General features: G+C 47.2%; 10 protein-coding genes and 1 tRNA gene. 6 read left to right on the forward strand and 5 right to left on the reverse strand.

The window, feature by feature from the left end:
* Nucleotides 1–104 precede the first annotated feature (104 nt).
* From N3Z11_RS03840 to N3Z11_RS03850, 3 genes are all read left to right on the forward strand, one after another.
* On the forward strand, nt 105–395 hold the full coding sequence (locus tag N3Z11_RS03840) for a co-chaperone GroES (RefSeq protein ID WP_260655815.1): 291 nt from the start codon (nt 105–107) through the stop codon (nt 393–395).
* 54 nt (nt 396–449) lie between these two features.
* Complete coding sequence (gene groL / locus N3Z11_RS03845; protein ID WP_260655816.1) at nt 450–2,087, forward strand: chaperonin GroEL; 1,638 nt, start codon at nt 450–452, stop codon at nt 2,085–2,087.
* A gap of 469 nt (nt 2,088–2,556) precedes the next feature.
* Nucleotides 2,557–3,102: a DUF3016 domain-containing protein gene (locus tag N3Z11_RS03850; RefSeq protein WP_260655817.1), complete on the forward strand. Its 546-nt coding sequence runs from the start codon at nt 2,557–2,559 to the stop codon at nt 3,100–3,102.
* A 5-nt stretch (nt 3,103–3,107) separates the two neighbouring features.
* On the opposite strand, the gene N3Z11_RS03855 is transcribed toward N3Z11_RS03850, so the two are convergent.
* Nucleotides 3,108–3,425 carry a hypothetical protein gene (locus N3Z11_RS03855; protein WP_260655818.1) on the reverse strand — a complete coding sequence of 106 codons (318 nt, stop codon included), beginning with the start codon at nt 3,423–3,425 and terminating at the stop codon, nt 3,108–3,110.
* Nucleotides 3,426–3,498: 73 nt separating this feature from the next.
* Nucleotides 3,499–3,807: a prephenate dehydrogenase gene (locus N3Z11_RS03860; RefSeq protein WP_260655819.1), complete on the reverse strand. Its 309-nt coding sequence runs from the start codon at nt 3,805–3,807 to the stop codon at nt 3,499–3,501.
* Nucleotides 3,808–3,978: 171 nt separating this feature from the next.
* Between N3Z11_RS03860 and N3Z11_RS03865 the strand changes: the two genes are divergently transcribed.
* A complete protein-coding gene (locus N3Z11_RS03865; RefSeq protein ID WP_260655820.1) occupies nt 3,979–4,368 on the forward strand; it encodes a MerC domain-containing protein in 390 nt (129 codons plus the stop codon).
* A gap of 30 nt (nt 4,369–4,398) precedes the next feature.
* On the opposite strand, the gene N3Z11_RS03870 is transcribed toward N3Z11_RS03865, so the two are convergent.
* The 3 genes from N3Z11_RS03870 to rsgA are packed head-to-tail and all read right to left on the reverse strand — an operon-like array spanning nt 4,399 to nt 7,033.
* Nucleotides 4,399–5,088: a glycerophosphodiester phosphodiesterase gene (locus N3Z11_RS03870; RefSeq protein WP_260655821.1), complete on the reverse strand. Its 690-nt coding sequence runs from the start codon at nt 5,086–5,088 to the stop codon at nt 4,399–4,401.
* A 19-nt stretch (nt 5,089–5,107) separates the two neighbouring features.
* On the reverse strand, nt 5,108–5,968 hold the full coding sequence (asd, locus tag N3Z11_RS03875) for an archaetidylserine decarboxylase (protein ID WP_260655822.1): 861 nt from the start codon (nt 5,966–5,968) through the stop codon (nt 5,108–5,110).
* A gap of 12 nt (nt 5,969–5,980) precedes the next feature.
* Nucleotides 5,981–7,033 (reverse strand): small ribosomal subunit biogenesis GTPase RsgA, encoded by a 1,053-nt coding sequence (rsgA, locus tag N3Z11_RS03880; RefSeq protein WP_260655823.1) that lies wholly within the window; start codon nt 7,031–7,033, stop codon nt 5,981–5,983.
* A 103-nt stretch (nt 7,034–7,136) separates the two neighbouring features.
* Here rsgA and orn point away from each other — a divergent pair, with 103 nt between their 5' ends.
* Together orn and N3Z11_RS03890 are read left to right on the forward strand one after the other, a co-directional pair.
* Nucleotides 7,137–7,688, forward strand: coding sequence for an oligoribonuclease (gene orn, locus N3Z11_RS03885; protein ID WP_260655824.1), 552 nt, complete (start codon nt 7,137–7,139; stop codon nt 7,686–7,688).
* Nucleotides 7,689–7,785: 97 nt separating this feature from the next.
* Nucleotides 7,786–7,858, forward strand: a tRNA-Gly gene (locus N3Z11_RS03890).
* Nucleotide 7,859: the final 1 nt, after the last annotated feature.

Raw genomic sequence — 7,859 nt, forward strand, 5'->3', positions numbered from 1 at the left:
GCCCTTGGTTTTTTTAAGGCCTTACCCCATATCCCAGTCACTTCAAAAATTCAGCAATTTGACGGCAACGTTAAAACCCAAAAACGCTTTAGGAGAAATTAAGCATGAATATTCGTCCATTACATGACCGCGTGATCATCAAACGCCTGGAAGCAGAAAGCAAATCGGCCGGTGGTATTGTTCTGACCGGCGCTTCTGCTGAAAAATCGACCCGGGGCGAAGTGGTGGCGGTAGGCAACGGCCGGATCCTGGAAAACGGTAATGTACGTCCATTAGAAGTGAAAGTGGGCGACAAAGTGATCTTCGGTGCTTACGTAGAGCGCACAGAAAAAATTGACGGTCAGGAATATGTCATCACCAAAGAAGACAATATTCTTGGCATTATCACTGAATAATCTCTGGTTTTTATCGAATCATTCTGATTTAACGAATTTTCAAGGAATTTAAAAATGGCAGCAAAAGACGTACGTTTTGGCGATGAAGCCCGTAACAAGATGCTCAAAGGCGTCAATATTTTAGCAAACGCAGTGCGCGTAACCTTAGGCCCGAAAGGTCGCAACGTGATTCTGGATAAGTCATTTGGTGCACCATTAATCACTAAAGACGGTGTATCTGTGGCCAAAGAAATCGAGCTGGAAGACAAGTTCGAAAACATGGGCGCGCAGATGGTGAAAGAAGTTGCTTCTAAAGCCAATGACGAAGCCGGCGACGGTACTACTACGGCGACAGTTCTGGCGCAAAACATTATCAACGAAGGTGTAAAAGCTGTTGCTGCCGGTATGAATCCAATGGATTTAAAACGTGGTATCGACAAAGCGGTGATTGCTGCTGTTGAAGAATTAAAAGCTTTATCTCAGCCATGTGCCGACAGCAAAGCTATTGCTCAGGTAGGTACTATCTCTGCAAACTCTGACGATGAGATTGGCCAGATCATTGCCAATGCCATGGACAAAGTGGGCAAAGAAGGTGTGATCACTGTAGAAGAGGGCCAGGGCTTAGCCAACGAGCTGGCTGTGGTTGAAGGTATGCAGTTTGACCGTGGTTACTTGTCTCCGTACTTCATCAACAACGCTGAAGCCGGCCAGGTTGAACTGGACAACCCGTTTATCCTGACCGTGGATAAAAAAATCAGCAACATCCGTGAATTACTGCCGGTATTAGAAGGCGTGGCCAAGTCAGGCAAACCACTGTTAATCATCGCTGAAGATTTAGAAGGCGAAGCTTTAGCTACGCTGGTGGTGAACAACATGCGCGGCATCGTCAAAGTGTCTGCGGTGAAAGCCCCAGGTTTTGGTGACCGTCGTAAAGCTATGCTGCAAGACATCGCTGTATTAACTGGCGGTGTGGTGATTTCTGAAGAAATCGGCCTGGAGTTGGAAAAAGCCACGCTGGAAGATTTAGGTACTGCTAAACGTGTGGTGATCACCAAAGACAACACTACGATCATCGATGGTGCTGGCGAGCAGGACGCTATTGACGGTCGCGTGAAGCAAATCCGTCAGCAAGTGGAAGACGCCACTTCAGATTACGACAAAGAAAAACTGCAAGAACGTCTGGCGAAGTTAGCCGGTGGTGTTGCAGTGATTAAAGTGGGCGCTGCCACTGAAATCGAAATGAAAGAGAAAAAACACCGCGTAGAAGACGCGCTGCACGCAACCCGTGCTGCCGTTGAAGAAGGCGTAGTACCTGGCGGTGGTGTGGCTTTAGTACGTGTAGCGGCCAAGCTGGCTGATCTGCGTGGCATCAATGAAGATCAAAACCACGGTATCAAAATTGCGCTGCGTGCGATGGAAGCACCGCTACGTCAAATCGTTGATAACGCCGGTGAAGAGCCATCAGTGGTGGTGAATCAGGTGAAATCTGGCGCCGGTAACTACGGTTATAACGCTGCAACAGGTGTATACGGCGATATGCTGGAAATGGGTATTCTGGACCCAACCAAAGTGACCCGTTCAGCGCTGCAATTTGCTGCTTCTGTAGGTTCTCTGATGATCACCACAGAAGCAATGGTGACAGAGCTGCCGAAGAAAGACGCACCGGCAATGCCAGATATGGGCGGCATGGGTGGTATGGGCGGCATGATGTGATGCCCATTGCAGCGCCTGCAAAGGCTCTGTAATTCTTCAGGTCTGACGCCTGATATCAGCAGCACAATTTTAGTTGTGCTCAAAACAAACCCGGCATGTGCCGGGTTTGTTTTTTTGTCTGATATAAATCAGGCACTTGTATTCACTTTGCTTAGAACTTACTGACTCGCCTGTAGTTATATTCTGGTTGCTGTGTTTTGAGAGCGAAAAGTGAGAGCACCGTCAGCGGGGAGCACCTTGTTGCAGTTGCTGAATAACAAAGTGGCTTGCCAGGTTGTTTATGAGCTTGCGAACTGCCGGCATGGCGTTTTATGCCGTCGGGTAGATGGATGTAAGTTGCATCTCTTTGCATTTATTCACGTCTTGCAACGTTATTTTTCGCAAAAAACGATTATATTAGGTCTGATTATATAAGGCGTGTGAGCAAAGTCGGACTCGCCCGCGCAGACAGATAAACAAGGGGGCATCTATGCGTAATACACTACTGATGTTCAGCACCGCAATGCTGATCAGCGTTTCAGCTTCAGCGGCAACAGGACCGGCAGAAGTGAAACTGACGTGGCAAAATCCGGAAAAATATACCGATATTCGTCCTGGCACTGGCACCAAAAAAGCTTATCAGCAGAGGGTGATCAAGGCATTTGACAAGATCTGGGCTGAGTTTGCTGAAAAACTGCCAGCTGGTTATAAATTTGAGGTGGTGATTACCGACCTGGATTTAGCGGGTGACGTAGAGCCAATGTACAGCGGGCCCGGTGTCGGCAGAACCATGAATGATATCAGGGTGGTGAAGGATATTTATTTTCCGAAGATGAATATCGATTATGTGCTGTATGACGCCAATAACGTTGAAGTCGCCAAAGGCACAGCTGTGAAAATAAAAGATATGGGGTTTATGCAATCCGGTTCGATCAATCATGGCAGCCGCGAATTTGGTTACGAACAACATATGCTGGAAAAATGGTTTGAAAAAGAGGTGCTGCCTAAAGTGCAGACAACAGCGGCAAAATCATAAAATCATTACAACAGCGTGGCGATTTTCTGATAAATCGCCACGGCTTCTTCTCTGCTTAGTTGACCGCTGCTGGCGGCACGCCCGATAGTACTGCTTACTTTTACCGAATCATTCTTTTCAACATCTGCTTGCTCAGTGGTTTTTGCCGTGCCGACTTGCGATAACAGCTGGGCAGAATTATCGATATTGAAGTTTGCAACAGTTTTTTTGCCAAGTTCAGTGGGGCTTTCAGCTTTGTCTTTGGCCGGGAAACGCAATTCCTGTTGCTGAGTAGTGCTGTATCGCAGTTGTGTTGATGAAACTGCAGCTGTAGAAAGATCCATAAGACTCCTCCACTTGCATTGTTACCCAAGAGACTGCACGGCAAAAACCACAGCAATGCTGTTTAATATTAGCTTAACGGCTCAAAGCTGTACGAAATTCCAACAATGTCTTGTGCAGCAGCTGTAATTGTTTTACCACCAGCTCCAGTGTTGCAGTATTAAAATGTTGGGTCAAACGGATAGACGCCACCTGTTCTGCTGTTTCTGACAGATAAGGTAAAAAGCGTGGGCTGCTGACTCTGAATAATGAATCTGCCGGGAAAATCGCCTGATGTTTGCCTTGCCCCTGTTGTGCCAGTTCATCCAGCAGGGCATCGGCATCAACGGCTTTGCGGTAAAGTTCTTTTAAATTTTGATCAAGTTGATTGAGTAACTGTTCCATACCAGACCCTTGTGAAAAATGCGCTGTATTATGCCATAACCTCAATCCTAACCCCAGTGTGCTGTCAAATTGAGCTTGTGCCAAAGCAGGAAAAAGTTGTAGCGGGAGTTTTCATCAGGTCAGATTTGTTATATCATCTCATTTCTTTTTTTGGCAGCAGCAGGCACCCGAATGTTTGATCAAATTCGTCATACTTTGGATAAAGTAGGGATAGCAGTCACATCTTTATGTGCCATCCACTGCATTATGCTGCCGGTGTTATTACCTGTATTACCGCTACTGGGGCTCACTTCAGTACACAACCATGCGCTGGAACGTATAGTTTTGCTGATTACAATGGTGTTGGGTTTTATCACCATTTTTGCCGGATTCCACCGTTACCATCGCAAGTTATATCCGTTTTATTCGTTGTTTCTCGGTGGTTTTATTTACTGGCAAAAAGACTTGTTAGGCCATGAATATGAGCATTATGTGCTGATAGTTGGTGCTGCTTTTGTGGTGCTGGCGCATGTGCTGAATATCCGGCTTTGTAATCATTGTCATAGCTGCGAAAGCCATTAAACTCACGTTTTTCGGATGTAAAAAGCTGGGTTAAGCAAACCAGCTTTTCGCTTCATTTGGAAAATTGCAAAAAATCCCGTCTACACCCAGCTGCTGTAACCTTCTGGCTTCGCGCTCATTATTCACAGTGTAAACAAAGACTTTGAGTCCACGTTTTTTGGCATCCTTTACCATAGCTTCGTCAATAAAAGCCCGGTCACAATTGACTGAAACAGCGCCAAGTTCAGCAGCAAAAGCACAATAATCGAGTGGAATAGACGCTGTTAAGGCGCCAATGGCAAGTTCGGGTGCCAGCGTTTTGATCTGTTGTAACAGCGGATGGTGGAAAGACGAAATCAGCAGTCTGGACCAGTCGGTGCCCAATTCGCTACGAGCTTTATCGAGCAGCTCAACCAGTAGCTTTGCCGTGTCGTGACCTTTAAGCTCAATATTCAGCAGACAACGGTTATGCACCAGCTGTAGCACTTGCCATAAAGTGGGAATTTTTTCCCCTGAACCTGCGTCCAGTTGCAATAGTTCTGTCAGCGAATAGTCTTCCAGCACCCCGGTGCCATTGGTGGTGCGGTTAAGCTCGCGGTCATGAATAACCACCAGCTCGCCATGAAGTGCATAAACATCAATCTCGATACCATCCGCGCCGCAATCTAACGCTGCCTGGATGGCTTTGAGGGTATTTTCCGGAAAGTGACCGCTGACTCCACGATGGGCAAAAATAAACATCGGTCACCTCCGGTAAAGTTTAGTGTTTTTTAGCGGCAAAGGCCTCGCCCATGCGCGTGACAGCGCCCGGGTATTGTTGTGGTAGGAATTCAATTTTGTCCGGTGCAAATGCCAGAATCACAGTAGAACCCAGCTTAAAGCGGCCCATTTCTGCACCTTTTTCCAGATGCACTGCATTGGCACCTGTTGCCGGGTAGCTCCAGCGGAAAATCTCTTTGCCTGTGGGTGGGGTGATAGTACCGGCCCAGACAGTTTCAATGCTGGCCACAATAGTTGCACCCACCAACACCAGCGCCATAGGGCCCAATTCGGTGTCAAAAATGGTGACAACACGTTCGTTACGGGCAAATAAACCCGGCACATTGGCTGCGGTTAACGGGTTGACTGAAAACAGTTCACCAGGCACATAAATCATTTCCCTTAAGGTGCCGGCAACAGGCATATGAATACGGTGATAATCTTTTGGCGCGAGATAAATACAGGCAAATTCACCGTTTTGATATGGCGCAGCAGTTTCAGAGAGGCCGCCCAGCAAAGCCTGTAGTGAATAGTCATGGCCTTTGGCCTGAATAAGTTTGTCACCATCTATCTTGCCAAGCTGGCTGATAGCACCATCCACCGGGTGCGCGATGATGTTGTCATCCTGCACTACAGGGCGTAAACCGTCTTTCAGCGGCCGGGTAAAAAACTCATTAAAGCTTTTATAATCAGAGGCATTTTCGAATTTGGCTTCGGCCATATTAATGCCATAGGCTCTGATAAACAGTTTAATCAAAGTATGGCTTATAAAGCCCAGGCGGGCAGCAGCCAAAAAACCCACCAAACGGGAAATCAGATGTTTGGGCATGATGTACTGCAGGGTGATTTTAAATTTATCCATCAGCGCGGATCCTTAATCAACTTTAAAAAAATTTGGTTTATCCTGTTCCATACTCAGCAGGATTTTATGATAGTTATCAAAACGTTCTTGCGACACTTCAGCAATCTCTATGGCGTGATGTAAAGCGCAGCCAGGGTCATTGCCATGTTTACAGTCGCGGAATTTACAACGGCCAAGCCAGGGGCGGAACTCTTTAAAACCCCAGATCACTTCATCGGGCTCTAAATGCCAGAGCGCAAACTCCCGGATGCCGGGCGAGTCAATCAGATTACCGCCATCGGGCAGATGGTACAAACGGGCAACAGTAGTTGTATGCTGACCAAGGCCAGAGTTATCAGACACTTCCTGCGTTAATACCTGCACCTGTGGTAATAAGTTGTTTACCAGCGACGATTTGCCTACACCGGATTGACCAACAAAAATACTGGTACCGGATTTTAAATAAGCATCGAGCTGCGCCATGCCTTCGCCGGTTTTGGCGCTTAGCAGCAGCGTTTCATAACCAATTTTGCGGTAGATATCGAGCTGTTTTTCAACTTCAACACGTTGTTCGGTAGTTAACAAATCAATTTTATTAAGTAATAACAAAGGTTTGATTTGCATGGCTTCGGCAGCCACCAGATAACGGTCGATAATATTCAGCGACAAAGACGGCAGCACCGCCGACACAATAATCAGCAAATCTATATTGGCTGCGACTGGTTTTAAGCCATCATAAAAATCAGGCCGAGATAAGACAGAGCTGCGTTCCTGCACTGCTTCAATCACACCGCTGATGCCGGCTTGTGGTTGCAGCGCCCGGCGCCACACCACTTTGTCACCACAGACCAAGGAGCTGATAGTACGGCGGATATTGCAACGTTCAATGACACCGCTTCTATCTTCCACATCTGCATGTTGGCCAAAGCGGCTGATCACAACACCTGCTTCTGCTTCACCCAATTGGGTGTGCTGCAGTTGTTGTTCGGCTTTGGCGGCTTTTTTTTCCAGTCGTTCCAGCCGTTTTTGCTGGTTACCGGCAATACGATCGGTTTGGCGTTGACTGAGGTGTTTCTTTTTCGTCACTGTGTCTCAAGAGCCCTGTGGGCGTTTTCCAGTTGGCGTCAGGCGTAGTATGATACTAGCATTCACTCAAGTAACAAAGTAGCAATGCCACAAGGTGCCTTTTATGTCTGTTAGCGAGAATAATTTAGTCTGGATTGATTTGGAAATGACTGGCCTGGAGCCTGAAGTTGATGTAATTCTGGAAATGGCCGTGATAGTCACCGACAGTCAGCTGAATATTCTGGCCGAAGGCCCGGTGTTTGCCATTAAAACGCCGGACTCAGTGCTGGATAACATGAGCGCCTGGTGTGTGGAACAACATGGCAAAAGTGGTTTAACGCAACGTTGCCGCGAAAGTAGCACTGATTTAGACAGTGCCGTTGATCAAACCATCGCCTTTTTATCGCAGTATGTGCCGGCCGGTAAATCGCCGATGTGTGGTAACAGCATAGGGCAGGACAGACGTTTTCTGGTGAAATACGCGCCGAAACTGGAGAGTTTTTTTCACTACCGTAACCTCGATGTCAGCACAGTCAAAGAGCTGGCCAAACGCTGGAATCCGGAAGTAACAAAGTTGGTGAAAAAATCATCAAGCCATCTGGCAATGGATGACATTCGTGACTCAATTGCTGAATTAGTCACCTATCAGCAGCACTTTTTCCGTTTGCCTTCATAAAATGCTTGCAAACTCAATTTGATTTTGTAAAATGCGCCCCGCTCGGTTGCGAAGTTAACCTCTGGTTGACGCTGTAATCAAGCGGGAAGAAATTGATGCGGGCATAGCTCAGTTGGTAGAGCGCTACCTTGCCAAGGTCGAGGTCACGAGTTCGAATCTCGTTGCCCGCTC

Source organism: Rheinheimera sp. 4Y26, from assembly GCF_025245835.1.
Classification (GTDB): domain Bacteria; phylum Pseudomonadota; class Gammaproteobacteria; order Enterobacterales; family Alteromonadaceae; genus Pararheinheimera.